Source organism: Cohnella sp. AR92, assembly GCF_003990975.1.
Taxonomy (GTDB): Bacteria; Bacillota; Bacilli; order Paenibacillales; family Paenibacillaceae; genus Cohnella.
In genome coordinates this window covers 69,839-96,382 of sequence record NZ_RZJR01000018.1, presented here as the reverse complement: position 1 = coordinate 96,382, position 26,544 = coordinate 69,839, and the positions used below count along the sequence as shown (strand labels likewise).

Annotated in this window: 22 protein-coding genes and 1 pseudogene; 18 read left to right on the top strand and 5 right to left on the bottom strand. The window is 56.2% G+C overall.

All coding sequences use genetic code 11. The features are described 5' to 3' along the window. The first annotated feature begins 354 nt into the window (after positions 1 to 354). Positions 355 to 1,476: a ribosome small subunit-dependent GTPase A gene (rsgA, locus tag ELR57_RS24530; RefSeq protein ID WP_126961971.1), complete on the top strand. Its 1,122-nt coding sequence runs from the start codon at positions 355 to 357 to the stop codon at positions 1,474 to 1,476. Between the two features lie 108 nt (positions 1,477 to 1,584). Here the strand turns inward: rsgA and ELR57_RS24525 are convergent, their stop codons facing one another. The 3 genes from ELR57_RS24525 to ELR57_RS24515 form a co-directional block, all read right to left on the bottom strand. Further along, positions 1,585 to 2,307 carry an amino acid ABC transporter ATP-binding protein gene (locus tag ELR57_RS24525; RefSeq protein WP_126961969.1) on the bottom strand — a complete coding sequence of 241 codons (723 nt, stop codon included), beginning with the start codon at positions 2,305 to 2,307 and terminating at the stop codon, positions 1,585 to 1,587. Beyond that, positions 2,300 to 3,772, bottom strand: a complete 1,473-nt coding sequence (locus ELR57_RS24520) for an ABC transporter permease subunit (RefSeq protein ID WP_238162677.1) — start codon at positions 3,770 to 3,772, stop codon at positions 2,300 to 2,302. The genes ELR57_RS24525 and ELR57_RS24520 overlap by 8 nt, the downstream gene beginning before the upstream one ends. Before the next feature lie 214 nt (positions 3,773 to 3,986). Further along, a complete protein-coding gene (locus tag ELR57_RS24515) occupies positions 3,987 to 4,856 on the bottom strand; it encodes an AraC family transcriptional regulator (RefSeq protein ID WP_126961967.1) in 870 nt (289 codons plus the stop codon). A 151-nt stretch (positions 4,857 to 5,007) separates the two neighbouring features. Between ELR57_RS24515 and ELR57_RS24510 the strand changes: the two genes are divergently transcribed. The 3 genes from ELR57_RS24510 to ELR57_RS24500 all read left to right on the top strand — a co-directional run bounded on the left by ELR57_RS24510 (position 5,008) and on the right by ELR57_RS24500 (position 8,313). Continuing rightward, positions 5,008 to 6,057 (top strand): Gfo/Idh/MocA family protein, encoded by a 1,050-nt coding sequence (locus ELR57_RS24510; protein ID WP_126961996.1) that lies wholly within the window; start codon positions 5,008 to 5,010, stop codon positions 6,055 to 6,057. A 136-nt stretch (positions 6,058 to 6,193) separates the two neighbouring features. Beyond that, the gene (locus ELR57_RS24505) at positions 6,194 to 7,156 is read left to right on the top strand and encodes a sugar phosphate isomerase/epimerase family protein (RefSeq protein WP_126961965.1); all 963 of its coding nucleotides are present in this window, start codon (positions 6,194 to 6,196) and stop codon (positions 7,154 to 7,156) included. A gap of 20 nt (positions 7,157 to 7,176) precedes the next feature. Beyond that, the gene (locus ELR57_RS24500; RefSeq protein WP_126961994.1) at positions 7,177 to 8,313 is read left to right on the top strand and encodes a Gfo/Idh/MocA family protein; all 1,137 of its coding nucleotides are present in this window, start codon (positions 7,177 to 7,179) and stop codon (positions 8,311 to 8,313) included. Positions 8,314 to 8,415: 102 nt separating this feature from the next. Here the strand turns inward: ELR57_RS24500 and ELR57_RS24495 are convergent. Together ELR57_RS24495 and ELR57_RS24490 are read right to left on the bottom strand one after the other, a co-directional pair. Continuing rightward, positions 8,416 to 8,946, bottom strand: a pseudogene (locus ELR57_RS24495) (transposase); the annotation flags it as partial. Between the two features lie 860 nt (positions 8,947 to 9,806). After that, positions 9,807 to 10,214 (bottom strand): cupredoxin domain-containing protein, encoded by a 408-nt coding sequence (locus tag ELR57_RS24490; protein ID WP_126961963.1) that lies wholly within the window; start codon positions 10,212 to 10,214, stop codon positions 9,807 to 9,809. A gap of 470 nt (positions 10,215 to 10,684) precedes the next feature. On the opposite strand from ELR57_RS24490, the gene ELR57_RS24485 reads away from it, so the two are divergent. The 14 genes from ELR57_RS24485 (at position 10,685) to ELR57_RS24420 (ending at position 26,493) form a co-directional block, all read left to right on the top strand. Next, positions 10,685 to 12,433, top strand: coding sequence for a pyrroloquinoline quinone-dependent dehydrogenase (locus tag ELR57_RS24485; protein WP_158630154.1), 1,749 nt, complete (start codon positions 10,685 to 10,687; stop codon positions 12,431 to 12,433). A gap of 76 nt (positions 12,434 to 12,509) precedes the next feature. Next, on the top strand, positions 12,510 to 13,682 hold the full coding sequence (locus ELR57_RS24480; protein WP_158630153.1) for a carboxypeptidase-like regulatory domain-containing protein: 1,173 nt from the start codon (positions 12,510 to 12,512) through the stop codon (positions 13,680 to 13,682). Between the two features lie 232 nt (positions 13,683 to 13,914). Continuing rightward, a complete protein-coding gene (locus ELR57_RS24475) occupies positions 13,915 to 15,147 on the top strand; it encodes a methyl-accepting chemotaxis protein (RefSeq protein ID WP_158630152.1) in 1,233 nt (410 codons plus the stop codon). A 197-nt stretch (positions 15,148 to 15,344) separates the two neighbouring features. After that, positions 15,345 to 16,277: a phosphate ABC transporter substrate-binding protein gene (locus ELR57_RS24470; protein ID WP_126961955.1), complete on the top strand. Its 933-nt coding sequence runs from the start codon at positions 15,345 to 15,347 to the stop codon at positions 16,275 to 16,277. Positions 16,278 to 16,383: 106 nt separating this feature from the next. Beyond that, on the top strand, positions 16,384 to 17,313 hold the full coding sequence (gene pstC, locus ELR57_RS24465) for a phosphate ABC transporter permease subunit PstC (RefSeq protein WP_126961953.1): 930 nt from the start codon (positions 16,384 to 16,386) through the stop codon (positions 17,311 to 17,313). Further along, positions 17,310 to 18,197, top strand: a complete 888-nt coding sequence (pstA, locus tag ELR57_RS24460) for a phosphate ABC transporter permease PstA (protein WP_126961951.1) — start codon at positions 17,310 to 17,312, stop codon at positions 18,195 to 18,197. Before pstC ends, pstA begins: the two co-directional genes overlap by 4 nt. An 11-nt stretch (positions 18,198 to 18,208) precedes the next feature. Next, positions 18,209 to 18,967: a phosphate ABC transporter ATP-binding protein PstB gene (gene pstB / locus ELR57_RS24455; RefSeq protein WP_126961949.1), complete on the top strand. Its 759-nt coding sequence runs from the start codon at positions 18,209 to 18,211 to the stop codon at positions 18,965 to 18,967. A 20-nt stretch (positions 18,968 to 18,987) separates the two neighbouring features. After that, positions 18,988 to 19,737 carry a phosphate ABC transporter ATP-binding protein PstB gene (gene pstB, locus ELR57_RS24450; protein ID WP_126961947.1) on the top strand — a complete coding sequence of 250 codons (750 nt, stop codon included), beginning with the start codon at positions 18,988 to 18,990 and terminating at the stop codon, positions 19,735 to 19,737. A 16-nt stretch (positions 19,738 to 19,753) separates the two neighbouring features. Then, the gene (phoU, locus tag ELR57_RS24445) at positions 19,754 to 20,413 is read left to right on the top strand and encodes a phosphate signaling complex protein PhoU (protein WP_126961945.1); all 660 of its coding nucleotides are present in this window, start codon (positions 19,754 to 19,756) and stop codon (positions 20,411 to 20,413) included. A 305-nt stretch (positions 20,414 to 20,718) separates the two neighbouring features. Continuing rightward, positions 20,719 to 21,558, top strand: coding sequence for a TerC family protein (locus tag ELR57_RS24440; RefSeq protein WP_192896613.1), 840 nt, complete (start codon positions 20,719 to 20,721; stop codon positions 21,556 to 21,558). 216 nt (positions 21,559 to 21,774) lie between these two features. Then, positions 21,775 to 23,115: a sugar ABC transporter substrate-binding protein gene (locus tag ELR57_RS24435; RefSeq protein WP_158630151.1), complete on the top strand. Its 1,341-nt coding sequence runs from the start codon at positions 21,775 to 21,777 to the stop codon at positions 23,113 to 23,115. A gap of 141 nt (positions 23,116 to 23,256) precedes the next feature. Then, a complete protein-coding gene (locus ELR57_RS24430) occupies positions 23,257 to 24,495 on the top strand; it encodes a carbohydrate ABC transporter permease (protein ID WP_202866428.1) in 1,239 nt (412 codons plus the stop codon). A 3-nt stretch (positions 24,496 to 24,498) separates the two neighbouring features. Beyond that, a complete protein-coding gene (locus ELR57_RS24425; RefSeq protein WP_126961941.1) occupies positions 24,499 to 25,344 on the top strand; it encodes a sugar ABC transporter permease in 846 nt (281 codons plus the stop codon). A gap of 15 nt (positions 25,345 to 25,359) precedes the next feature. Further along, positions 25,360 to 26,493, top strand: a complete 1,134-nt coding sequence (locus tag ELR57_RS24420; RefSeq protein ID WP_126961939.1) for a glycoside hydrolase family 53 protein — start codon at positions 25,360 to 25,362, stop codon at positions 26,491 to 26,493. Positions 26,494 to 26,544: the final 51 nt, after the last annotated feature.

The following is a 26,544-nucleotide window of genomic DNA, read 5'->3' as shown; positions in this document are numbered from 1 at the left end:
AACGCTGCAAGAAATTTCTATAATGACAACAACTATCTGACAAGGAGGCTGATGAATATGCGGAATGCGACGAAGAAGGTCATGGGAACAGCAGCATATGCATCGGTCTCTACGGAATGCGAGGGGAGAGCAAGCTAACCGGTAAGGTTGGTTTGTTCGGGAGCCGCAAGAGACCTACGGGTTTCTTGCGGTTTTTTTCTTGCGGCCGCGGGGTTTCCCGCGGCCTATTTTGCGTTTGGCGTGCCCATGCGGCTGGCCTAATGGACGAAGCAAATGAACAAATCAAATGAACAAGATGAAATCAAATGAACAAGAACAAATCAAATGACAAATGAACCTTAAAGGAGCAATCGGATGAACGAAAAGAAGAAGGATACCAACCTCGTAAGCTGGGGGTGGAATGAAGCTTGGCAAGACCAATTCGAGCAGCTTGCCACAGCGGGAAGCAAAAAGGTAGAGCCCGCCAGGGTTACGGCTCAATACTCGAGAATCTATCAGATCGTCTCGGAATCCGGGGAGCTGTCGGCGGAAGTATCCGGGAGGTTTGAATTCGCGGCGGTGTCGCCGGGAGATTATCCCGCAGTAGGCGACTGGGTGGCGATCGAGCCTCTGGAAGGCGAAGGAAGGGCTATCATCCATGCCGTCTTGAAACGCCGCTCCGCGATGATTCGCAAGACGGCGGGAAGTACGCTGGATGAACAGGTCGTCGGCACGAATCTCGATACCGTGTTTATCGTCCAATCCCTAAATCAGGATTGGAACGCGAGGCGCTTGGAACGGTACTTGATCGCGGTAAGGGACAGCGGGAGCCAGCCGGTTGTTCTGTTCACCAAGTCGGATTTATGCGACGACCCGACGCCTTACCTCTCGGAAGCCGAACGGATCGCGCCGGGGGTTCCGGTCTTTGCCGTCAGCGCGATAACGGATCAGGGCCGAAAGGGACTCGCTCCGTATTTAAAGCCGGGACATACCGTTGCGGCCGTAGGCTCCTCGGGTGTCGGCAAGTCTTCTCTGCTGAACTGGCTGGCGGGGGACGATCTGCAGGAGGTCCAGCGAATCCGCGAGGATGACGCGCGAGGCCGCCATACGACGACTCACCGCGAACTGTTCCGATTGCCGGAAGGCGCGATCTGGCTTGATACGCCCGGCATGAGGGAGCTGCAGATGTGGGATTCGCAGCACGGCTGGCAAGCAACGTTCACGGACGTCGAGGAGCTGGCGGCGAGCTGCCGATTCCGCGATTGCCAGCATGAGAAGGAGAGCGGCTGCGCCGTTCGGGCCGCCTTGGAGGACGGTTCGCTGGACGCCAGCCGATATGCGAACTACCGGAAGACGGAGCGCGAGATCGCCCGCATCGCCCGCAAGGAGCAATTCGCCGCCAACCGTCTGAAGAAGAAAGGCGGCTCCCGAGACTCCGAATCGGGGAGAAAGCAGAAGCATCGCGCGAACGGAGCCGGCTTCTACGATGCGGAATAAAGCTGTGCATGGCTAGTGAGAATACAGCATCGAAAAAGCGAGGGAAGGCGGTTAACCCAGAGGTTACCCCTTCCCGCGCTTTTGTATCTTATACCGTTTGTGTTGTTGCTAAAGCACTTGCTCCAGGAAGCGACGGGCGCGTTCCGTCTGCGGATTCGCGAAAAATTGCTCCGGCGACGAGCGCTCGAGCAGCCGGCCGGCGTCCAGGAAGTAGATCGTATCGGCGGCTTCGCGGGCGAACTTCATCTCATGGGTGACGATCAGCATCGTCAAGCCGGAATGGGCAAGGCCGCGAATAACCGCCAGAACCTCCTTGACCATCTCCGGATCCAGCGCCGAGGTCGGCTCGTCGAATAGGATAACGTCGGGATCCATCATGAGGCATCGCGCGATCGCCACGCGCTGCTTCTGGCCGCCCGACAGCTTCGAAGGGTACACGTCGGCTTTGTCGGCCAGACCGACTCGCTCCAGCAGAGACAAGCCTTTGGCTCTGGCCGCCGATTTATCCATGCCTTTCACTCTGGTGGGAGCGAAGATCAGATTGTCCATAACCGTCAAATGGGGGAACAGGTGAAAATGCTGGAACACCATGCCGATCCGCTGCCGAATGCGGGTGATATCGGTCTTCGGGTCGGTCAGCTCGGCGCCGTCCACGACGATCGTTCCGCCGGTCGGCACCTCGAGCAGGTTCAGGCATCGCAAGAAAGTGGATTTCCCGGAACCGGAAGGTCCGATAATGGCCACGACCTCCCCGCGTTCGACGGACGTCGAGATCCCGTTCAACACGTCCAGCTTGCCGAAAGACTTGGTTAGATTCTCTACTTTAATCACTGCGGCGCATTCTCCTTTCAAGCAGTCTGGCGACCGAAGTGAGCGCGAGCACCAGCACGTAGTAGATGGCTCCGACGACGAGCAGCGGCTCGAACGCCAAGAACGTATTCGCCTGCACGACGTTCGCTCTTCTCATCAGGTCCGCCACGCCGATGACCGATACGAGGGAGGATTCCTTCACGAGAGCGACGCACTCGTTGACGAGCGCGGGCAGGATGTTCTTGACCGCTTGCGGCATGATGATGCTGAACATCATCGTCCGATAGGGGATGCCGAGCGACAAGGCCGCTTCTCGCTGTCCCTTGTCGACGGCCATGATGCCGCCGCGGATCGTCTCGGACAAGTAAGCGGCGGAATTCAAGCCGAAGGCCAAGCCGGCGGCAAGAAGCGCCGGAATGTTGTAGCCCGTCAGCTGCGGAATGGCATAATAGATCAATGCCAGCTGCAGCAGAAGAGGCGTTCCGCGGAACACCGACGTATAGACGGTCGAGAAGCCTCGGAGCACGGCAACCTTGGATAGCTTGAACAAGGACAGGATGCCGCCCCAGACGAAGCCGAACGCCGCGGAGACTAGCGTGAATAGCAGCGTGACGTAGATGCCCCGGAGCAGATAGCCCATGTAGCTCCCGATCCGGTCGAAATGCAGCCAGCCGCCGCCGACTTTGCTACCGACGGTGGACTTCGTGCCGAACCACTTGTCGATCATCTGCCGGAGAGAACCGTCGTTCTTCATCTCCTGCAGGGCTTCGTTAAACGGCGCGCTCAGTTCGGACCCTTTGGGGAAGGCGATCGCGTACCCTTCGCCGCTGTCTCCCGCAGGAATCATGGCGATGTTCAGGTCGTTGTTGGACTGGGCATACCCGGCGGCAACGGCGTCTTCGACGATAACGGCATCGACTCGATTCGCCTTCAGCGCTTGAATCAGATCGGGAATCTTGTTCAGCTTCAAGACCGTCGGATTCTCGATCTCCGAGACGACCTTCTCTTGGGTGGAACCGAGCTGAACGCCGACTTTCTTGCCGGCCAAATCCTCTAACGTATTGAGCCCGGAGTCTTGCCTGGACACGATCGTGTTGCTCGCCACGTAATACGTGTCGGAGAAATCGACGCTCTTCTTCCGTTCCTCGGTGACGGACATGCCCGACATGACGAAGTCGACCCGCTTGGATTGAAGCGCGGCGATCAGCCCGTCGAAGTCGGAAGGAGCGATCTTCAGCTCATAGCCGAGCTTGTCCGCGATCGCTTGTGCGATATCGATATCCAGACCGACGATCTTGCCCCCGGCCGCGGCATCCACATTCTCATAGGGAGGATAGTCCGGCGAGGTTCCCATCGTGATCGTCTTCGCCGCCGCATTCGCGGTGGGCGGGACAGAAGCGCCCGGAACGACCAAACAGCCTGCGAGAACAAGAAGGCAGGCAAGGGCGGTAAGCGCCCGGCGTATGGAATCATGCTTTAATGTCAACTTTCAAACCCACTTCCAGCTTGCGATTTAGCCGACTGCCGTGGCAGGCGACTAAATTAATATACCCAGAAGCCAACATTGGGCTCAATGATGAAAATAATCCAGTATTGGAAAGAAGAAGCAGAACGGAACGGTTCCATTAAAAAAACGATATAGAGACAGCCAAGGAGCTGTTTCTATATCGTTCCGAATGTTTCCTGCTTCCGCTTCCGGCTCATTGGCGACCCCAAGCGAGCATCTTCTTCTGGAATTCCTTGGGCGAGCACTGGTTAAAGCGCTTGAACATCTTGTAGAAGTGAGCCATGTTCGGCATGCCGGTCAGATCGCCAACCTCGCTGATGCTTAAGTCCCTCGTCAACAGGAGCTGCTCCGCCCGTTTTATTTTGCGAAAATTAACGTACTCCGTGAAGGATAACCCCATGTTCTTCTTGAAAAATTTAACGAAATAATAATAGCTCATATTGGCGAGACGGCATGCGTCCTCCACGCTGACGCGATCGCCGATGCTGTCTTCCACGTAATCGAGCACCGGCTTCAGGCGAATCCGTTCGACCCGGTCCTGATTGGCGAGCAGCCCTTGACTATCGCTGCGGATCAGCACGAGAAGGATTTTCTTGATCAGCAGGTTGACGGCCAGCTCGTAGCCGCTGTCCTTGCGAAGCGTCTCCCGGTGAATCTCCTCTATGCATTCGGAGACCTCCCGCCTGGCGGAAGGGTTCTCGCGGAAAATATAATTCATCGTGCTGAGCGGAACCTTGGTCTCGTTGAAGTATTGCAGGTACGGAATCGTGCTCTGGTCGAAGAACGTCTGGAGATCGAACTGAAGAACGATATATTGCGCTTTGTCTTCCTGGCTTCGATCCCGATGCAGTTGGGAGCTTCCGAGAACGATGACGTCACCCGGAGTCAGCGGATGAAGCTCGCCGGCAACCTCGACGTCCAGCCGTCCGCTCTGGATCAACAGCAGCTCGCATTCCGGATGATGATGCCAGTCGAAGAGAACGTGCGGAGCCCTGGTCGCTTCCCAGACTTTAATGGAGAGGAGCGGGTTCTCGTAATTGATCTTTTCCTGTACGGCCTGCATGTCGAATGTTGCCCTCCCTAATGACAAAATAGCATAATGCAGTCCCATCATAAGCAATGGGAATCCCTCATAAAGTTGCTATACTTGAATTGTAGAAGAGAACAAGCATACTTGCAAGGAGGACAAAAAAGTGAGCGTAGTTCATGTAGGCATGATCGGTTGCGGAGGTATCGCATATGGCAAGCATTTTCCATCGCTGGCCAAAATCCCAGAAGTTCGGTTGAAGGCGTTCTTCGACGTATCCGCAGATAGAGCCGCCGACGCCAAAGAGAAGTTCGGCACTCCCGATGCCAAGGTTTATACCAGCGTGCAGGAGCTTCTGAACGACCCGGATATCCAAGTGGTTCACGTGTGTACCCCGAACGATACGCATGCGGAGATCTCGATCGCGGCGATGGAAGCGGGCAAGCACGTTCTCTGCGAGAAGCCGATGGCCAAGACGTCCGAGGACGCGCGCCGGATGCTGGAGACAGCCGAGAGAACGGGCCGCAAGCTGAGCATCGCGTACCAGAACCGATTCCGCGCCGACAGCCGCTGGTTGAAGGAAGCGTGCCGCCAGGGACAGCTTGGCGAGATCTACATGGCCAAAGCCCATGCCGTTCGCCGTCGCGCCGTTCCGACTTGGGGAGTGTTCCTGGATAAAGAGAAGCAAGGCGGAGGTCCGCTGATCGATATCGGAACGCATGCGCTCGATCTAGCGCTATGGATGATGGACAATTACGAGCCGAAGCATGTATTGGGCACGACTTACCGCAAGCTGGCGGAGCAGGGCAGTCCGGCCAACGCTTGGGGCAACTGGGATCCGGCCAAGTTCACCGTCGAGGATTCCGCGTTCGCGATGATCACGATGAAGAACGGCGCATCGATCTGGCTCGAATCGAGCTGGGCGCTCAATACGCTGGATGTGGACGAGGCGAAGGTTACGCTGAGCGGAACCAAGGCGGGAGCCGACATGAAGAACGGCTTGCGAATCAACGGGGAAGAGCACGGCCACTTGTACACGAAGGAGATCGTCCTTGGCGACCAGTGGAACAGCGAGGCTCCGAACGATTCCGCGGAGCGCGAGGCGCGCGCCTGGATTGATTCGATCCTGAACGATACGGACCCGGTCGTCACGGCGAAGCAAGCGTTGGTCGTGCAAGAAATTCTGGAAGCCGTCTATGAGTCCTCGGCCAAGGGCCAAGCCGTTTCGTTCGTCTGACATTGCCCGGGCAATGATGACAGGATCGGACAGGCGGGTTAGGTCGGAAGGATAGATGACAGAGCTTAATACTCATAGTAAACTAGGCTTGTTGCCATAAAGAACCACATTATTTCCGAAGGGCAAGGTGATCTTGATGAAGCTTGGCGTTTTCTTGGTTTTGTTCGGAGAGCAATCGTTGGAGCAGGCTCTGGATACCGCGAAGTCGGCCGGGATCCAGGCCGTCGAGTTGGGTACGGGAGGCTTCCCGGGAACCGCGCATGTGAATGCGGCTGCCATTTTGAACGATGAAGCTCAAATCAAGCGCATTAAAGAAGCCGTCGAATCCCGCGGCTTGACGATCAGCGCGCTCAGCTGCCACGGCAATCCGCTGCACCCGGATGAAAGCGTAGCCAAAAAACACCACGACGACTTCGTCGCAACGGTTCAGCTCGCGGAGAAGCTTGGAGTCGACACGGTGATTACGTTCTCGGGATGCCCGGGAGAATCGCCGAATTCGAAGTACCCTTCGTGGGTAACGTGCCCATGGCCGGAGGACTTCCTCAAGGTGCTCGAATGGCAATGGAACGAAGTCGCCATCCCTTATTGGAAGGAACAGTCCGCTTTCTGCCGCAAGCATGGGGTGAAGGTCGCGATCGAATCGCATCCCGGCTTCCTCGTCTATAATACGGAGACGGCTCTAAGGCTGCGCCGCGAAGCCGGCGACAATATCGGCGTCAACTTCGATCCGTCCCACTTGTTCTGGCAGGGCATGGACCCGATCGAGTGCGTGAAGGCGCTTGGAGATTCCATCTATCACGTGCATGCCAAGGATACGAAGATCGATGCCCGCAACACGGCCCTGAACGGAGTGCTCGATACGAAGCATTACGGCGATATCCTGAATCGTTCCTTCGTGTTCCGCACGGTCGGTTACGGGCATGACGACGAGTTCTGGAAGTCTCTTGTCAGCACGCTTCGCGTGATCGGCTATGACGGAGCAATCAGCATCGAGCACGAGGACGGATTGATGAGCGTAAACGAAGGCTTCACGAAAGCGGCAAGCTTCCTGAACGGACTTATCCTCAAAGAAAGCGCTGGTGAGATGTGGTGGGCGTAAGCAAGAAAGTGAACGTCGGAATGGTCGGCTATAAATTCATGGGCAAAGCCCATAGCAACGCTTATAAGCAAGTGAACATGTTCTTCGAGCCGGATGCGGAGGTCGTCATGAAGGCGATCTGCGGCCGGGACGAGGAGGGCGTCAAAGCCGCGGCGGACAAGTTCGGCTGGGAAGGCTACGAGACGGATTGGCGCAAGCTGGTCAAACGCGACGATATCGACTTCATCGATATCAACGCGCCGAGCGATGCGCACAAGGAGATCACGCTTGCCGCTATCGCCGAAGGCAAGCACGTCTTCTGCGAGAAGCCGCTCGCGCTGAATCTATCGGACGCCCGCGAGATGCTTCAAGCGGCGGAGCAAGCGGGAGTGAAGCACGGCATCTGCTTCAACTATCGCTTCCTGCCGGCGGTTCAGCTCGCGAAGAAGATTATCGACAGCGGCAAGCTGGGCGAGATTCATCATTATCGCGCGACCTACCTTCAGGATTGGCTCGTCGATCCGGAGACGCCGCTCGCTTGGCGTTTGAAGAAGGAGATCGCCGGCTCCGGCGCGCACGGCGACATCAACGCGCACAGCATTGACCTCGCGCGCTTCCTGATCGGCGAGTTCGACCGGGTCATCGGCCACAACCGCACGTTCGTCAAGGAGCGTCCGGTCCTCGTCAACTCCGCCGGCTTGTCGGGAACGGCATCTTCGACCGAGAAGGGCGAAGTGACGGTAGACGACGCGACGGCCTTCCTGGCGGACTTCAAGAACGGCGCCATGGGCATCTTCGTGGCGAGCCGCTTCGCGACGGGCCGCAAGAACCACAACACTTTCGAGATCCATGGCAGCAAGGGAACGATTCGTTGGGATCTGGAGAACTTGAACGAGCTCCAAGTGTACTTCCGCGAGGATGAGCCGGAGCTGGCAGGTTTCCGCCGCGTGCTGGCAACCGAGCCGGAGCACAAGTATGCCGGCAACTGGTGGCCGACCGGGCACATCATCGGCTATGAGCACGGCTTCGTGCACATCGCGTACGAATTCGTGCAGCATCTGGCGAACGGAACGCCATTCACTCCGACTTTCGCGGACGGAGTCCGTTGCCAAGAGGTTCTGGAAGCGGTCGATCTGTCCATCGAACGCGGAACTTGGGTAAGCGTGGAAGAGGTATAAGAGCAAAGAAGAGGCTGTCTCAAAAGTAAGTCCTAGCGCACTTTGAGAACAGCTTGCTTTAGAAAAATGGATTAAAATCAACAATGACAGCCCAAGGGAGACTTATCCCTGCGCTGTCATTGTTCGTTTTCCGTCAAATGCCGCTTTCTTGAGCAGATTATGGGCAAGCGAAAGCCACCCGACCTCTAAGCTCACTTTTGGCAAGTCGCGAAGCAGGAAGCGCCGGAATCCCCGATTATTCTTTATTTGTCCAAACACGCTCTCCGGTTCAATCATCCGCTTGACGGCTAGCGCATACCCTTCTTCGCTCCGGAGTTTCTCCTTCGCTTGCTGCTTGTACTGCAGATATTGGTAGGTGCTGCACTTGACCACGCTTTCGATCTGCTCGCCTTCCAGATAAGCGTAGTTTTCTTCTCCGCCATATCCAGCGTCTGCAATGACCGTTCCCGGCAGCTTAACAAGAGCGGTTTGAGGGATGAGGCAGCGCGTGTCTGTTGGACGTTGATGCAGGCTGTATCCGATAATGAACTGCTCTTCCGTCCCGATTTGCACGTAGTAGCCCGGCTTGAGCTGGCCGTTTCGCATGTGATCCTCTTTCATGCGCATGAACGTCGCATCCGGATCGGTCTTGCTGATCGTCCAGACGATTGACCGCTTCGTTGACGACACGAACAAGATGGTGAGGAGGGATGTCTTCCTCAAGGTCCATTGGCAGGCAAAGTTGGTCCATGGTATAGTGAATGTACAAAGAAACCGTTCCTTTCGTAAATGGTTGGGTGGTACCTCCATTTTACCAAAGAACGGTTTCTTTGCGTCTTGGGGAACGTTTTTTTCTTAAATAAGCGATACAAAGAAGAGGGCATGTGTCTCCTAGAGGAGCGAAGCGATTGCTTTTGCCGACGTGAAATTCCCTTGTTACGGGGTTACCCAATCCGATTTCACGGCGGCACCAGCAACCGGCAGGAGACACATCCCTCCAAAATCTAAATCGCTAACCTTAAGACAGGGCTGTCCATAAGTCTATGAATTATGGGACGGCCTCTTCTTTGCGTAAAAGCTAACCCCGGTTCGACTAGGGGGCTAGGGAATTATGGATATTCCGAATCGTAACGGAAATTTGAGACCGTTACAGGCCCAGATTGGTGCCTTCTGAATTCTAAGGGAAGCCAGAGCCTTTATTTTGACGATAACTACACTTATCGAGGCTAAAATGCATTCTAAGCGTCGCATATTTCCGTTAGAATTTAAAGAGCTCTATTTTGGGCATGTAAGGGGCTGCTATTTCCGTTAGACGTTAGCCGGTAGCGGTTAGCCGTGTCGTTCAATGAGCAGAACGAGTAAGAGCGATCGGCACCGATCGAAGAAATAAGTAGATATTGATGAAGCCCCATAGGTAAGCATAAGAGACCGCCAAACGGATGATTGAAATAACAAAAACCGGCATAAGGGGAGTTCCCTTATGCCGGTTTTCTATCCCATCATCAAGATATCGATTAGGATACCGTGATCGTGCCCGTCATGTTGTCATGACCGGAACCGCATTGGATGGAGCAGTTGAAATCATACTTGCCAGCCTTGTCAACCGTGAAGGTCTTGGACTCGCCGTTCTTCAGGTTAATGCCCAGATCCGGAATAGCAACGCCGTGGTTGCCTTCGGTGTTCTTGAACGTCAGAGTTACCGTGTCGCCAACATGCAATTGAATATCTTGTTGATCGAATTCAAAGCTCTTAGCGCTAAGCGTGATTTCCTTAGCTTCGCCGCCTGCTGCCGGAGCGCTGGCGCTAGCCGAAGGGGAGCCGGAAGCGTTGGAGTTATTGTTGTTGTTGTTGCCGCATGCGCTCAGCGCGATAACGGCTGCGATCGCGACTAGCGCGAGAAAGAGATAAGACTTCTTGTTCATGATGTTGATCCTCCCTGTTTGTCTGTAGGTATTATCTTACTAGCAAGCTTGTCCTGTCGACTGTCGATTATACGCCTATCCTTATTCGATCGTCAATGTTTAAGTTTCCCTTAATTCAATTATTTCATTCTTTCTAAGTAAAAAAACATTATTTCGTCACCAAAATGCAAATTTCGACAGATTTTCTGCCGAATAGAATGGGGATATTGTCAAATTTTCGACAAAAAAGGGTTGACGGAACAAAAATGGAGGAGTAACATTCAACTTGCTTGTGAACGTCTTAGTAGTGAGCTTTCCTGTCGCAAGAGGTAACATGCAAGTCCGCAACATGCAATTAAAAGGAATGGGTCATTCCATGCAAGTCCGCTGCTGTTCGGTAGCGGGTATTTGTTTCGCGCTCTTGCTTAAGGAGGACTTAAGTAGGGGGAAGGCAATACGCACATCATCTATCATACTAGGAGGAATTGCCTGTGAAGAGAACTTCTTTCGCGGTTATCGGCGGCGTTTTGGCAGCCAGCCTCGCGCTTACGGCGTGCAGCAACAACAATAATAATAATTCCGCACCGAGCGCATCGGCTTCGGCCTCTCCGTCGGCATCGGCTTCCGCATCGGCATCGGCTTCCGCCGGCGCTACGGTTACGGGAACCAACTTTGAGAACTGGGGTTCGTTCGGCTATACGCTCGCGGGCAATCGTCATGTGCCGTTCTCCGAGATTACGGCTGACAACGTTAACGACCTTGGCGTCGTATGGTCCGCGGATCTGAAGACGTTGGACGCTGACGTCAAGAACGGCAACCAATCGTTCCCGGTCGTTATCGACGGCGTTATCTACATCACGACTTCCGGCAACCAAGTATTCGCTTTCGATGCCGTTACCGGCAATCAAATCTGGCACTGGAAGCCGCCGGCAGAAGAAGCGGCTAACTACAGCAAAGCCGGCATTATCGCGAACCGCGGCGTAGCGGTAGGCGATGGCAAGGTATTCATGCTGACGATCGATTGCCAGATCGTAGCGCTTGACCAGAAGACCGGCGAATTGGTGAAGAAGGTTAAGATAAGCGACTACTATCCGGACGTTACGATCGAGAACGGATATTATGAAACGACCGCGCCGGTGTTCTACAACGGCAACATCTATGTCGGCAGCAGCGGCGGCGACAACGGCGTTCGCGGCTTCGAAGCGGCATTCAAGGCAAGCGACCTGACACCGGCTTGGGACAGCCCGTTCTGGACCGTTCCTCCGAAGGGCCAAGGCTGGCTCGCGAACAGCATCTTCCAAGGCGGCGGCGCCGTCTGGTGCCCTCCGGTTATCGACGAAGAGACCGGCATCATGTACTTCGCAGTCGGCAACCCGGCTCCTGACTTCTACGGCGAGTCCCGTCCTGGCGACAACCCTTACACCGACTCGGTCGTAGCGGTTAAGGCGGATACAGGCGAGCTCGTTTGGGCGAAGCAAGAAGTCAGCCACGACCTGTGGGACTACGATGCTGCGGCTTCCCCGATGATCCTGAACGCTACCGTAAACGGCAAGCAACAGAAGATCGTCGTCGAAGGCGGCAAATCCGGACAATGGTTCGCATGGGATGCGGCTACCGGCGATGTCGTGTGGGACGGAGTTCCGTTCACGAGAATCTCGCACCCGACTCCGACTCCGGAAGGCGTAACGGTATATCCGGGCGTTCTCGGCGGCGAGAACTACGCTCCGGAAACCTATGATCCGGCTACGAACTACGTTCTTATCCCTGCAGTAGAGCAAGGCGTCGTCGTCAAATCCGCTACGAGCCAAGAAGGGTCGAAGACGGAATTCCCGGGCGCAATGGCATTCGGTACCGGCTATGAAGCAGCCGAGAACGAAGAAACCGGCTACGGCACGGTTACCGCTATCGACGTCAACACCGGTAAGCAAGCTTACCAGATCAAGACGACGAGCCCGCAACGCGGCGGCCTGAGCAGCACAGATACCGGCCTGGCGTTCTTCGGCGAGCTGGAAGGCAAGATCAATGCCCTGGATATCAAGACAGGCAAGATTCTGTGGACCTTCCAAGTTGCCGGCGACAACATTCAAGCCGCTCCGGCTATCTTCACGGTAGACGGCAAGGAATACATCACCTTCACTTCCGGCGGCACGAAGCCGAAGATTTACGTCTTCGGGCTCGGCGGCGATAAGACTCAAGGCGCAGCAGGAACGGCAGACACCGGCAGCGCTCACTCCAAATAATCGATAGAATAAGCATTCGGGAGCAGGCTCCGTCATGGAGCCTGCCCCTTCTTGCATATTCGGAAGGAGCGGTTACATGAAGAAGTGGTCCATCATCTCGACAATGATTCTGCTCGCGGCAGCGCTGGCAGGATGCTCCGACAATTCGAACGAAGCGGCGCCTTCCGCATCGGGATCGGCTAGCTCTTCGCCGATCGCTTCCGCCACGGCAAGCGTTGCCGTCGGCGGAGATATTAATCTGAATATTAGCCAAACCTCCTTCGACTTGAAGCAATGGGAGGAGGACGGCTCTCATAATACGACGGTCCAAGGCAAGCTTGTCGTCGGAGGCTCCCCCGTACAGAACGCGGTTCTTCACGCGGGAACGAGCAAGAAGGATATCGTGACGGATGAGTCGGGTTCCTTCCAGATAATCATCGACCAGAGCTTGCTGATGGATACGGAAGTCAAGGTCGTATCGCTCGACAATGCGACGATCGGCGGAAGCCCTGTCGATCAATCGCTCTCCGCGGAATTGCTGAAGACGTCGACCTTTATCACCGTAAACTATCCGATCGAGGTCAAGGACGTCCAGCCTTCCGCCGATGACGCCGGCAAGGTTGTCGTCAACGCGAGAATCAAGTCCCAGGAAGGCGATGTCATCTCCTTCTTCCAGGTGGATAAATATAGAATCGGCGGCGTTGTCAAAGACGCGGACGGCAACCCGGTGAAGGACGCCGTAGTGTGGATCGACCGCGACGAAGGCGAAGGCTTCGGCAAGTCGACTCCGACGGACGAGAACGGCACGTACCAATTGTTCTACCTGCCGGAATCGGACGAAGGAACGAACCTCACGGTCACGATCGGCACGACCCGATACACCCTTCCCAAAGGAAAGGTGTTCCACATTCCGGACGATACGAGCGTCTTGATCAACATCACGCTTCCGAAGGAAGGGACGGAGATTGTCGATAAGCCGCCTACCTTGGAAGCCATCACGTCCAACGGCGCGATGTACACGGGAATTCTGGCCGGTCTTAACGTACCTTCCGATGTCGCGTATACGGTGACGATTCCGGACAAGGAAGGGAACTTCACCCTGACCGTCGACAAGGCCGTATGGGAACAGAACCCTGCCTTCTTCGAGACGAAGCTGACCAAGTTCGTGGAAGACCGGGATTTGACTTGGGGCGATACGCTCGAATCCAGCTTCGTGCAGCCGGGAGCGAACGACCCGAAGCGGATCTCTCCAATCTCCCAGGGGGCATAGGCAACTCCCCCGACTTTTCTACTATATATAATAGAAGAAACAACTCGAAACGAGGCGATGCAGGACATTCCTGCATCGCCTTTTTGTCATGCGCGAATAGGGCTTAAAGACTAAAGTTTACATAGATGGAACAATGCTCGTACGGACGGTTGACAAGCCGATGCTAGTATCAAACCATAGACTCTCGCCCGCGGACCGTTCGCGGGACGGGAATACCTGGAGGGATACAAAGATGAGTCTGTTATTGGACAAACCGACTGCCGGCATGCCGGAGAGCTTGATCGCCGCCGACATGCCGAAGATACAGCCAAGCCCTGCCGTTTCCAATTCTCAAGCTGCGCTTGAGCCGGACGCCAAATTAGCGGAGTCCTCGATGCCCTCGCTTCATCTGGAAGAGTGGATTCGGAGCTGCCCGGTCATTCCCCACAGCCAGAGCTGCGGGCAGGTCGAGATGCTGTTCCGCGAGCGCAGGGATCTGGAGTGCGTGGTGGTCTGCGATACTAAGCAGCGCCCGACGGGACTGATGATGAAGCATAAATTTTTCCGAATGCTCAGCTCCCGTTTCGGTCCGTCCTTGTTCGGCGATAAGCCGATCTCCAAGCTAATGGACGAAGCCCCGATGATCGCCGAATCGGATGCGCTCCCTCAGGAGCTGATCGACGGCGCGATGTCGCGAAGCGAGGAGACTCTGTATGACGCCGTCATCATGACTCGCCAAGGCAAGGCGATCGGCATTCTGACCGTCAGCGACCTGCTTCAGCTCTCCAGGCTTCTGCAGCGCGAAGCTTCCGATCGGCAGATCCGAACCGTCCGCAGCACGGAGAGGATGATCGCGGACATTCATCATGCGGTCGTGAAGGTAACGGAGACTTCCCAGCATTCGAGGGAGAGCAGCGATCGAATCGCGGAGATGACGGAGCGCGGGAGGCAAGACCTGAAGAAGACGCTCGATCTGTTCCGGCTGTGGAACGAATCGGCGATTCGCCAGGAAGAGTCGGTAGCCATGCTGCTGGACCGGACCGCGGCGGCGTTCGGGATTACCAAATTGATCTCCGAGCTAGCGGATCGCTGCAATCTGCTGGCGCTTAATTCCCAGATCGAGGCCGCCAGAGCCGGGGAGCACGGGCGGGGCTTCGCCGTAGTCGCCCAAGAGGTTCGCGAGCTGGCGAACCAAACGAAGCAATCCACGGAGCAAATCAACCGCCAGCTGGCCAATATCGTCGAAGCGGCCGAAGCGACGGCGGCGGATGTCCGCGAGGGCCGGAAAGGCGCCGTAGAAGGGGTCCGCAGCGTCCAGAGCACGGAGATGACGTTCGGCGAGCTATGGGAGATCAGCTCGAACCACCTTGCGGATACCGTCAAGCTGACGGACGCCTCCAACGAGGCAAGCGGCATCACCGAGCAGATTCGGCAGCAAATGCTGAGGCTAGTCTCGCAACTAAACGGCAGGAGCCGTTCATTTTGATTGTTAATGGATTTGATATTTTACATTGAGTTTACAAAACGAAAACATAGCATTTACTCAGGGCAGTTAGAATCATAAACGTAAGCCAAACAGACAAGTCAATACGAGTCATTGACGAGTCGATGTCGCCCTGTCGCATTAGCCGGAATCATACTCTCAAAAAAATAGGTTGGCATGAAGGAAAGGGGATTTAACAAATGAAATTCAAGAAAACATTGCTTACGAGCCTTACACTGGTGTTCGCCCTCTCGCTCGCGGCTTGCGGCAACAACAATAACAATAGCTCCAACTCGGGTTCTTCTCCTTCCGGATCGGCTCCGGCAGCCGAAGCCGTCAGCGGTTCGGTTCTCGCGGTAGGCTCCTCGGCGCTTCAACCTCTGGCGCAAGGCGTAGCGGACACGTTCATGACTCTTGACGCATACAAGAAAGTCTCCGTAACGATCCAAGCCGGCGGCAGCGGCACGGGCCTCTCCCAAGTATCCGACGGCCAAGCGGATATCGGCAACTCGGACATCTTCGCCGAAGAGAAGCTCGACGCCGATAAGGCAGCGGAACTCGTCGACCATAAAGTAGCGGTTGTCGCTATGGCGGCAGTCGCCAACAAGGACGCCGGCGTAGACAACCTGACGAAGCAGCAACTGGTCGACATCTTCACGGGCAAGGTAACGAACTGGAAGGATGTCGGCGGCGCAGACGAGAAGATCACGATCGTTAACCGTCCTTCGAGCTCCGGTACCCGCGCTACGTTCGAGAAGTTCGCTCTCGGCACGAAGACGGAAGACCTGCAAGGCTCCATCCAAGAAGATTCCTCCGGTACGGTTAAGAAGCTTGTAGCGGAAACTCCTGGAGCGATCGGCTACCTTGCTCTCTCTTACCTGGACGATTCCATTGTCGCTCTGAAGTATGAAGGCGTAGAACCTACGGCGGACAACGTCACGACGAACGCTTATCCGGTATGGGCATACGAGCACATGTACACGAAGGGCGACGCTAAGCCCGCTTCCCAAGCTTACATCGACTACATCCTGAGCGATGAAGTTCAGAACGGCGAAGTGGTTACGCAAGGGTTCGTTCCGGTATCCGCGATGAAAGTTGAGCGCGACGCTGCCGGCACCGTAACCCAGAAGTAAGCCGACAACGAACCAATCGAATAACAACCCTGAAGATCAAACGATCTACTGCGGCGAGAGGCGGACGTCAAGTGCGCCTCTCCTTGCCGTTAAAGGAGAGGCATGCATGAATTTACCAGCAACGAAAAGCCAGAACGGTTCTCCGAATAAGCCGAAAAAGTGGAGAAAGCACATTCTTGAGGAAGCGCGCGGCAAGGTGTTCGTTTATTTCTGCGTCTTCCTGCTCGTCGTAACGATTTTCTCCATCGTATACTTCATTGCTTCTAGAGGATTGGCTCCATTCATCTCGCAGGGAGTAAGCCTTAAGGACATGCTGTTCGGCCTCAAATGGAAGCCGGAAGGCGAGCCTCCGCTGTTCGGAGCGTTGCCGTTCCTGTTCGGTTCCTTCACGACGTCCGTTCTTGCCGCCTTGATCGCCGCACCGCTCGGCTTCTGCGCATCCGTCTTCATGACGGAGATCATGCCGAAATTCGGCAGGACGGTTCTTCAACCGGCCATCGAGCTGCTGGCGGGTATCCCGTCCGTCGTTTACGGCTTCGTCGGCTTGTCGGTCGTCGTACCTTTCCTCCGGGATACATTCCCAGGGCAAGGGATCGGCATTCTAGCCGGCGCCATCGTCCTGTCGATCATGATTCTGCCGACCGTGACCACGATCGGCACGGACGCGCTCCGCAGCCTGCCGAACGGGCTGAAGGAAGGGTCTTACGCCCTTGGCGCAACCCGCTGGCAGACGATCTACCGGATGATTCTGCCGACAACGCTGCCTTCGCTGCTGACGGGGATCGTGCTCGGCATTGCCCGCGCCTTCGGCGAAGCCCTCGCCGTCCAGATGGTTATCGGCAACGCGCCTCACATCCCGCACTCTCTCTTCGAGTCGGCTACGACGCTGACCAGCATCATCACGCTGGAGATGGGGAACACGACAAGCGGTTCGCTGCACAATAACGCGCTGTGGAGTCTTGCGCTTATTCTGCTTCTGATGACCTTCCTGTTCGTCTTTATCGTCCGCATGCTTGAGAGGAGGGTCAAACGATGAAAGCCAAGACTGCCGACCGAATCGCGACCGCCGTTATTGTCTGCGTCGCAGGCCTTATTATTCTTGTGCTCGCCGCCCTGCTGGGTTACTTGCTCGTTCGCGGGCTCGGCCATATCAGCTGGCACTTCCTGACCTCGGCGCCTCAGGCGATCAAGGCAGGGGGAGGAATCGGGCCTCAGCTCTTCAACTCGTTGTTCCTGCTGGTCCTGACCATGATCATTACGATTCCTCTCGGGATCGGAGCGGGCATCTACATGAGCGAATACGCGAAGGACAACAAGCTGACCGCCTTCATCCGCTTGGTCGTCGAAGTGCTGTCCTCCTTCCCGTCCATCGTTATCGGCCTTTTCGGCCTGCTCGTTATCGTCAACACGTTCGGCTTCGGGTATTCCTTGCTGTCCGGCGCGCTTGCGCTGACGGTATTCAATCTTCCGATGATGGTTCGCCTGACGGAGCAATCGCTGCGCAGCGTTCCGAAGGAACAGAAGGAAGCGGGCCTTGCGCTCGGACTCTCCCGCTGGAAGACGATCACCTCGGTCATGATGCCGGTCGCTCTTCCGTCGATCGTAACCGGTTCGATCCTGGCTTCCGGACGCGTCTTCGGCGAAGCGGCGGCGCTGCTGTTCACGGCGGGCATGAGCTCTCCTCGCCTGGACTTCTCCGACTGGAACCCGCTGAGCCCGACCTCTCCGCTGAATCCGATGCGGCCCGCGGAGACGCTCGCCGTTCATATCTGGAAGATCAACAGCGAAGGGCTTGCGCCCGATGCTCCCGAGATCGCGGCCGGAGCATCCGCGGTCCTCGTCATCATGGTTCTCTTGTTCAACCTTGGCGCCCGTTGGTTCGGACGCGTGCTGTACCGCAAGCTGACCGCTAGCAAGTAGGAGGGATACGAATGTCTGCACAAAGTTTCTATACCAAAGAATTGTCCGTCTACTACGGCGAGAAGCATGCGGTCAAGAGGGTTAGCATGGATTTTCCGGAGCGGCAGGTCGTGGCCTTGATCGGACCTTCCGGCTGCGGCAAGTCGACCTTCCTTCGGTCGCTTAACCGAATGAACGACTTGATCTCCGGCGCCCGCATCGAGGGCAAGGTCTGGATCGGGGATCAGAACATCATCGATCCGAGCACGGACGTCGTTCAGCTCCGCCAGCGCATCGGCATGGTGTGGCAGCGGCCGAACCCGTTCCACAAGTCGATCTACGAGAACATCGCCTTCGGCCCTCGCTATCACGGGGTTCGCAACCGCAAGGAGCTGGACGAGATCGTCGAGACTTGCCTGCGAAAGACCGCGCTCTGGGACGAAGTGAAGGACCGCCTGAACCAATCGGGCTTGGCGCTTTCGGGCGGACAGCAGCAGCGGCTCTGCATCGCGAGGTCTCTTGCCGTACAGCCGAGCATTCTGCTGATGGATGAACCGGCTTCCGCGCTGGATCCGGTATCGACCGCCAAGATCGAGGAATTGATCTCGGAGCTCAAGCAGGAATACACCATCGTTATCGTCACGCACAACATGCAGCAAGCCGCCCGCGTCTCCGACCGCACCGCTTTCTTTTTCCTAGGGGACCTGGTGGAATACGACGATACGCAGAAAATGTTCACGAATCCGAGCAAGAAGTCGACCGACGATTACATCTCGGGACGCTTCGGTTAAGCGCGGGAAGGAGGATCCCCATGATCATCGAGATTGAGAAGCTGCACTTGTATTACACGGATTTCCACGCGCTTAAGGACGTGAACCTGTCGATCCCCGAGAAGAGCATCACGGCTTTTATCGGCCCCTCTGGCTGCGGCAAGTCGACGCTCCTCCGCACGCTGAACCGGATGAACGACACGATTCCGGGGGTGCGGATCGAGGGCAGAGTCGATATCCAGGGCAAGGATATTTATTCCTCGGACATGGAAGTCGAATTCCTGCGCAAGCGGGTCGGGATGGTGTTCCAGCAGCCGAATCCGTTCCCGAAGTCGATCTATGACAACGTGGCTTACGGCCCCCGACTCCATGGCATAACGAAGAAGGCGGAGCTGGACGCGATCGTCGAGAAGAGCTTGCGCTCGGCATCGCTCTGGAACGAAGTGAAGGACGTCCTGAAGAAGTCGGCCTGGAGCCTGTCCGGCGGCCAGCAGCAGCGGCTCTGCATCGCTCGCGCTCTCGCGATCGAGCCCGACATTCTGCTCATGGACGAGTCCACGTCGGCTCTGGACCCGATCTCGACGACGAAGATCGAGGAGCTCACGCGCGAGCTGTGCCGGAACTACACGATCGTCATGGTCACGCACAACATGCATCAGGCAGCCAGAATCTCCGATCGGACGGTGTTTTTCCTGAACGGCGAGGTGGTGGAGGCATCGGATACGCAGTCCCTGTTCTCCAACCCGGTCGATCAGCGCACGGAAGATTATATCTCGGGAAGATTCGGTTAAGGAGGATGCTGGGAAAATGGTGACTCGCAGAGAATTCGACATTGGGCTTGAACAGCTTCGCAACATGCTGGTGGAGATGGGAACGAAGGTCGAGCGCGCGCTGGCGGAATCGATGAACGCGCTGGAGAACCTGGACGTGGAAGCGGCGAGAGCGATCGTGAAGGACGACCCGGAGATCAATCGGATCGAGGAGACCATCTCGGATCTTGGCGCCAAGCTTATCGCGACCCAACAGCCGGTGGCCAAGGATCTGCGCAGGATTCTTGTCGCGCTGAAAATTTCCTCCGATCTGGAACGCATGGGGGATCTGTCCGTAGATATAGCGAAGGTCGTTATTCGACTGGAAGGCCAGGCGCTTCTGCGGCCGATCGGGGATCTTCCGCAGATCGCGATGATCGTGCGGACGATGATCATCGAATCGATCCAGTCGTACATCGACGAGAACGTCGATCTGGCTTATAAGATGGCCAAGGACGACGATCAAGTGGACGCGATGTATTCCCAATTCCTTCGCGAGACGTTCACCTACATGGCGGACAATCCGAAGTCGGTCGCGCAGACGATGCACATGAGCTTCGTCGGCCGGTACATCGAGCGCATCGCCGACCACGCCACCAATATCGGCGAGAGCGTCGTCTTCCTCGTCGTCGGGAAGCGCCCGGATCTGAACCAATAGAAGTCCGATCGGATCCCGATGAATTTAGATTGACAAGCATGCGGTTATCTTTTATGATTCCGTTAGAGTCTGGAAGCTGCTAAGCTTCCGCCCGACAACCGAATACCCTTAAAGGGGAGTAGCTGTTACAATAAAGTCGTCATTACGAGACGTTCGTCTCCGGCTTTATTGGCAAATCACTTTGTTAGCGAGACCTTTACCATGGAAGGCTAGGCGCCTGCTTCTGAGCGCGCTTGGCTTCTATGGTAAAGGTCTTTTTGCATAGATAAGCGTTCGCTACGCAAGATACAGAAGGAGGAATTCGAATGGATATGTCATTATTCTTGGAGTATGCTTGGGTACTGGTCGTTCTGGTCGCCCTTGAAGGCTTGCTCGCGGCCGACAATGCGCTCGTGCTGGCGGTCATGGTCAAGCACCTGGACGAGAAAAAACGCAAGAAGGCCCTGTTCTACGGGTTGGCGGGGGCATTCGTCTTCCGGCTGGCTTCGCTCTTCATTATCTCCTTCCTCGTCGATGTGTGGCAGGTTCAAGCGCTCGGGGCGCTGTATCTGCTCTACATCGCCGTCAGCAACCTGGTGAAATTCGCCCGCAGGAGAGGCAAGCCGGAGGATGCTGAAGCCGCGGACGCCAAGAAGGCCAAGAAAGGCGGCTTCTGGGCAACCGTCATTAAGGTCGAAGTGGCGGACATCGCCTTCGCCATCGACTCGATTCTCGCGGCCGTCGCGCTCGCGGTCGCGCTTCCGCCGAGCGGGATCCGCTCCATCGGCGGCATGGACGGCGGACAATTCATCGTCGTCTTCCTTGGGGGCTTCATCGGCCTCGTCCTGATGCGATTCGCCGCCAACTTCTTCGTGAAGCTGCTTCACTCCCGTCCTTCGCTGGAGGCGGCAGCCTTCGTCATCGTCGGCTGGGTCGGCGTCAAGCTGGCGGTCCACACGTTGGCTCACGAGAACGTTCACGTCCTCTCGCACGAATTCGCCGAGAGCGGCGCCTGGAAGGCGACGTTCTACATCGTGCTCGTCCTCATCGCCGCCTTGGGCTGGTTCCTGTCGAATCCGAAGAAGGAGTCCGGCGGAACGGCCGGGGATTCTGCCGAGGATAAGCAAGAACGGCAGCTGGAGAAGCGCGGCAAAGCAAAAGCTTAACCGCTTGTAGCAATAGGAAGCCATATAAAGATATTTAAAGGACAGCCCCCTGCGAGGGGCTGTCTTTTTTTGGAGTCCGAAGGCGTTTAAACTTGCGTAATATTCTTATACTCCAGACCGTCCGTTTATTATATATAAAACGATTTGGTAACGCTTTATAATTCAATTTGTCGACAGACTCATGGGGATTAGTTATCAAATCGGGGGGACTAAAAAATGAAAAAAATAGGTTTGCTTAGCGTTTCATGCATACTCGCGTCGATGCTTGCCCTGACCGGCTGCGGCGGGGAATCGGGCAACACGGCTTCAACCGCTCCGAATTCGGGAACGGAAGACAGCGGCGGACTGAAGTGGGATTCGGCAACGAACGAGTATGAGATGGAGCCGGAGATCGCCTCAGGCGAACAGCCTTTGAAAATTTGGGTGGAGTACGAGGATTACGCGAAGGCGCTGATCAAGGCTTTCCAAGCCAAGTACCCCAACGTGAAAGTAGAATACGAGGTCGTCGCGAAGGTAGAGAGCGCCGAACGGATGTCGCTTGACGGAGAAGCGGGCAAGGGCGCCGACGTCTTCATGACCAACTACGACGAGATGGCGCAGGCGATCGATAGCGCGATTGCGGCTCCGATCGGGCAATATGACGAGGCCCTCAAGGATAGAGTGCCGGAGACATTCCTCAATATCGTCAGCAAGGATAACCAGATGTACGGCGTTCCGATCTCGTCCGAATCCATCGCGCTCTTCTACAACAAAACGTTGCTCAAAGAGCTGACCGGCAGCGACAAGCCCGCCGCCACCTGGGAAGAGGTAACGGAGCTTGCCAAGAAGTATAACGACAAGAAAGCTAACCAGTGGACGATCCGCTTCCTTGCCGGCCAAATCTATTACGCTTATCCGGTGCTCTCCTCCATGGGCTGGCACCTCTATCCAGACAACGACCTCGACAAGCCGGACTTTACCTCCGACAAGCTGACCCAAGGCTTGGAGTATTACAAGTCGCTGCGCGCCATCTGGGACGTGAATTCCGCCGACGCGAATTGGGACTCCATCGAGAGCGAATTCGTCAAGGGCAAAACCCCTTATATCATTACAGGGCCTTGGGTGTTCAAGGATTTCGATAAGGCCGCCGCCGACAACAAGTTCGAGTATGGCGTAACAACGCTGCCGAAGGCTTCGTCCGGCGATGCCGCCGGTTCCCTTACGGGCGTATCGGTAGCCGTCGTATCCGGCTACACCAAGTATCCGGCAGCCTCTCGCGTGTTCGCGAACTTCATGGCGTCCGACGAAGGCGCGGCTGCCCTGTACCAATCGATTGGAGCCATTCCGGCGCTGAAGTCGGACAAGATCCAGAATGTCGAAGGCATCAGCGGGAACGAGCATGTCGCCGGCATCATCGCCCAATCGGAGAACGCGGATCTGACCCCGCAAATTCCGGATTACCTGTATACGGCCGGCAACGATCTCGTCGTTAACGTGTGGGACAACCTGATGGGAGTCAGCGAAGCGCAGCAGAAGGCCGAGAAGGATTACGCCGATCTGAGAGCGCTCGGCAATTAAACCGGCATGAGAGAATTCCGTTCGAGACCTAGACCGGCCTGGGTGGCCGGGTGCTTATCCGCTATTGTTTGGGGGGCCGGCCAAGGGTTCAATCGCCAGTACTTGAAGGGCCTCCTCTTCTTCCTAGTCGGAGCCGGCAGCGTGCTGATCGAGCTTGCGACCGGCCATTACGGGAACCTGGGCGGCGGCTTCCGATTCCGCGAGAACGGAGGCTTCTTCCTGAAGGGCATCTGGGGACTGATTACCCTAGGCACGCAACCGAGGAAAATGGGACTGTCGGGACTGACGGCCGGCGATCATTCCATCGTGCTGATGGCCAACGGGATCATCGCGCTGTTCGTCCTCCTCATCCTCCTGTTTTTCTACATCTGGAACATTCGGGATGCGGTTAAGGCAAGGCGCCGGTTGAACAACACGGCCGCCTTGCACAGCTCGCTTCAAGATCTCCGCAAGCTGTGGGAGTCGATGTACGCTTACATCATTCTCTCGCCTGCGGCTCTCCTTACGCTGTTCGTTTGCTTGCTGCCCATCGTATTCGGCGTGCTTATCGCCTTTACGGACTATAGCCGCAGCAATACGCCGCCTACCAAGCTTGTCCACTGGGTCGGCTTCGACAACTTCGCGACGGTCGCGCAGGTGTTCTCGTGGATGCACACGTTCCTGGGCGTGCTTCTCTGGACATTCGCTTGGGCGATCCTCGCGACGATTACCACCTACTTCTTCGGGTTCTTCCAAGCGGTGCTGCTGAACAACTCGGCCATCCGATTCAAGCGGCTGTGGCGAAGCATATACATCCTGCCTTGGGCGGTTCCGGCGATGATCTCGGCGCTCGTGTTCAAGTCGATGTTCAACGGCCAGTTCGGACCGATCAGCCAGTTCCTGCTGGATCTCGGCATCACCGAAGACCGGGTGTACTGGTTTACGGACCCCAGCCATACTTACCTGGCAAGGATCCTGGCGCTCTTGATCAATTTATGGCTCGGCTTCCCGTACTTTATGGCTCTAATCGGCGGTACGCTGACGACGGTGTCAGACAGCTACTACGAAGCGGCAAGAATGGATGGGGCGGGTTCGAGGCAGATGTTCTGGAGAATCACCTTCCCGATCGTCTATAAAGCGACGGCGCCTCTGCTGATGCTGTCCTTCGTCAGCAACTTCAATAACTTCGGCGTAATTTACTTCCTCACCGAAGGCGGGTCGGCGAACCCGAATTACAATTTTGCAGGCAACACCGATCTGTTGATTACCTGGCTTTATAAGCTGACGCTCGACAACCGGCTCTACAACATGGGGGCGGTCATGTCCATTATCGTCTTCCTGATCGTAGCGAGCTTCTCCTTGCTCAACTTACGGAAGTCGAAATCGTTCGAGGAGCTTTGATCGATGAACCGAACAAGAAGGAATCCCGCCGGCAAAATGAAGCTGTTGTTGATCTACATCGAGCTCATCGTCGTAGCGCTTATCGTGATTTATCCGCTCATCTGGATTTTCGGCTCCTCTCTCGGGAGCACCAAGGGGCTTGCCAATGCATCCGCGATTCCGGCTCACGCGACTCTGGACAACTACAAGAAGCTGTTCCAGAACACGGACTTTCCGTTGTGGTATATGAACACGTTGAAGGTAGCGGCCGCGAACATGTTCTTCGGCGTCTTGCTGTCCACTCTGGGCGCATATGCATTCTCCCGATTTAAGTTCAAGGGCAAGAAAGCGAGCCTGCTGACCATTCTGATCTTGCAGATGTTCCCGGCTTTCCTGACCGCCATTGCCGTCTATATGCTGTTCTTGAACTTCGGGCTGCTGGACAGCTTGACCGGCCTGGTCATCGTCGGCGTCGCCGCGCAGCTGCCGTATAACATCTGGCTGCTCAAAGGATACCTCGACAACATCTCGACCAGCTTCGACGAAGCGGCGCTCATCGACGGGGCCTCCCGCACGCAGATCTTCTTCCGGATTATCGTTCCGCTGGCGGTCCCGATGCTGACTTTCGTGGCGGTGCTGCAATTCGCGGCGCCTTGGATGGACTTCATTCTCCCGCGGCTGCTGATCTCCAGCGAGGAGAAAAAGACGGTCGCCATCGGACTTTTCTCCATGATCAGCGACCCGACGAGGAACGATTTTACGCTTTTTGCGGCCGGATCCGTGCTGGTAGCCGTTCCGATCGCGATTCTATACATCGTGCTGCAGAGATTCCTGATCAATGGGCTTACCGCAGGCGGAGACAAAGGATAGGAAGGATAGATAGAGATGAACCGGACTTTTATGAAGGGCGCAGATATCTCCATACTGAAAGAAATCGAATCGCTGGGCGGGAAGTATTATGTCGGCGAGGAGCGCAAGGACTTGTTTGAGATCCTGCGAATCAAAGGCTTGAATACCGTTCGCCTTCGCCTCTGGGTAAACCCTCATGACGAAGAGGGACAGCCGTATCTCGGCGGCACGAACGACCTGGAGACGACAATCGAGCTGGCAAGGAGGGCCAAGGATCACGGGCTGCGATTCATGCTGAACATTCATTACAGCGACTTCTGGGCCGATCCCAAGAAGCAGCGTAAGCCGAAGTCTTGGGAGTCCTTGACCGGAACGGAGCTGGAAGAAGAAGTTTATCGCTACACGATCGAGGTTCTGAACGTATGCAAGGCGTGCGACGTATTGCCGGATTTCGTGCAGATCGGCAACGAGACGACGAACGGCATGCTCTGGCCGGACGGCCGGACGCCGAAGTACGACTTCGAAGCCCGAAGCTTCGAAGCGGCGGAGCCCGAAGAATGGGAGGGTTCGTTCGATCGTCTGGCGGCCTTGCTGCAAGCGGGAGTCCGGGCGGCAAGGGAGACCGGGCCGATGGAGGTCATCCTGCATCTGGACGCCGGCGGCCATCACGGCCTCTATCGAACTTGGTTCGACGAGATGCAGGCTCGGAAAGTCGATTACGACATCATCGGCTTGTCCTACTACCCGATCTGGCACGGAAGCTTGGAAGAGCTTCGCTTCAATATGGAGGAGATCAGCGCCCGCTACGGCAAGGAAGTGCTCGTCGTGGAGACGGCCTACGGCCATACGGCCGACAGCCCGTCCGGAGCGGATATTTTTACCGCGGAGCTGGCCAAGGTCGGCGGTTATCCGCCAACCGTCGAAGGCCAGGCCCGGTTCCTGCACGACTTGATGACCGCCGTCCGCCAGGTTCCGAACGGACGCGGCCGCGGAATCGTGTACTGGGAGCCCGCCTGGCTGCCGGTGGAAGGAACGAGCTGGGCGAGCCTCGCGGGAATGCTGTACGGCAACGATGTCGCTCCTATGGGGAATCACTGGTCCAACCAAGGATTGTTCGATTTTCAAGGAAAGGCTCTGGACTCTATGAACGTCTTTCTAAAATTCGATTAGAAGGGCAATCGGGCGGAGCGGAGTAAACGCAAAGCTCCTCGGGGCAGACAG